This is a genomic window from Alcanivorax sp. HI0044 (assembly GCF_001634945.1).
This window is the reverse complement of the sequence record NZ_LWEZ01000194.1, coordinates 1-1,103: the sequence shown is the minus strand read 5'-3', so window position 1 is coordinate 1,103 and position 1,103 is coordinate 1. Positions and strand designations below refer to the sequence as shown.

The 1,103-nt window shown below is 56.6% G+C and carries 2 protein-coding genes and 1 tRNA gene; all 3 read right to left on the bottom strand.

Annotated elements, in window-relative coordinates:
* Positions 1–194: 194 nt before the first annotated feature.
* Positions 195–280: transfer RNA gene (locus tag A3730_RS02345), tRNA-Leu, on the bottom strand.
* Positions 281–293: 13 nt separating this feature from the next.
* Positions 294–737 (bottom strand): preprotein translocase subunit SecG, encoded by a 444-nt coding sequence (gene secG, locus A3730_RS02340; RefSeq protein WP_063537401.1) that lies wholly within the window; start codon positions 735–737, stop codon positions 294–296.
* 11 nt (positions 738–748) lie between these two features.
* Positions 749–1,103 (bottom strand): triose-phosphate isomerase (locus A3730_RS02335; RefSeq protein WP_197477235.1); only part of this gene is annotated, 355 nt, incomplete at its 5' end.

Below are 1,103 nucleotides of genomic sequence, written 5' to 3'. Positions count from 1 at the left end.
AATAATACTTAGAGGCACTCACTCTGTCAAGGCATTATCGAAAAAGTATTTATTTTTCGAAGCCTTAGCATCGGGAAAAGCCACATAACCCGATACTGATCAACCCGTGGGTCGATTCTGAAGAAAGCCGGTCAATCCACCGATTTCCTTCATACGTTTCGCTGACAACACACACCAGCAAAACGTTCCCTAATTGGTGCCGAAGGCCGGACTTGAACCGGCACGAGCGAAGCTCACTACCCCCTCAAGATAGCGTGTCTACCAATTCCACCACTTCGGCAAAGAACGCTTACTTACTGCTCCGGCTGAGGCGCGTCAGCCGGGGCCGGGGATTCTACCTCAGCTTGAGGCACATCCGAAACTTCTTTTTGCCCTTCATTGGCTTCTGGCGCCACAGGCACTTCTGTCATGCCAGCGGGCACGTCGGATTGCTCCTCGTCAACGACGGGAACATCCTGATGCTCGACGGTTTCCAGTTCCGGCAGGAAGCTACGGGTGCTGTCCGCTTCCTGACGCGCCATCCAGGCCAACACCAGGCTGGTCACAAAGAAAACCGCCGCCAGCACCGCCGTGGCACGGGTCAGGAAGTTTGCCGAACCGGCGCTCCCGAATACCGTCTGCGAGCCACCGCCGCCAAAGGAAGCACCGGCATCCGCGCCTTTACCGTGCTGAATAAGCACCAGACCAATCAGCCCAAGGGCTGCCAGCACGTGCACTACATGAACAACAATATCCATAACGTCTCTAATTATTCCGCCGCCTGACAGATCGCAACAAAGCTGTCGGCTGTTAACGATGCCCCACCGATCAGACCCCCATCGATGTCTGACTGGGCAAATAGAAGGGCGGCATTATCCGCCTTTACGCTGCCGCCGTAAAGCAACCGCAGCGATTGAGCGATATCCGGGTCATTTTCTGCCAAAGACTGGCGCAAACAGGCATGCACGGCCTGAGCCTGTTCCGGGCTTGCCGTCTTGCCGGTACCAATGGCCCAGACCGGCTCATAGGCAACAACGGCCTTCGCAAACGCCGCAATGCCCACCGCATCGATCACCGCCTGCAGCTGCCCACAGACCACCGCCTCTGTATTGTCTGCCTCTCGC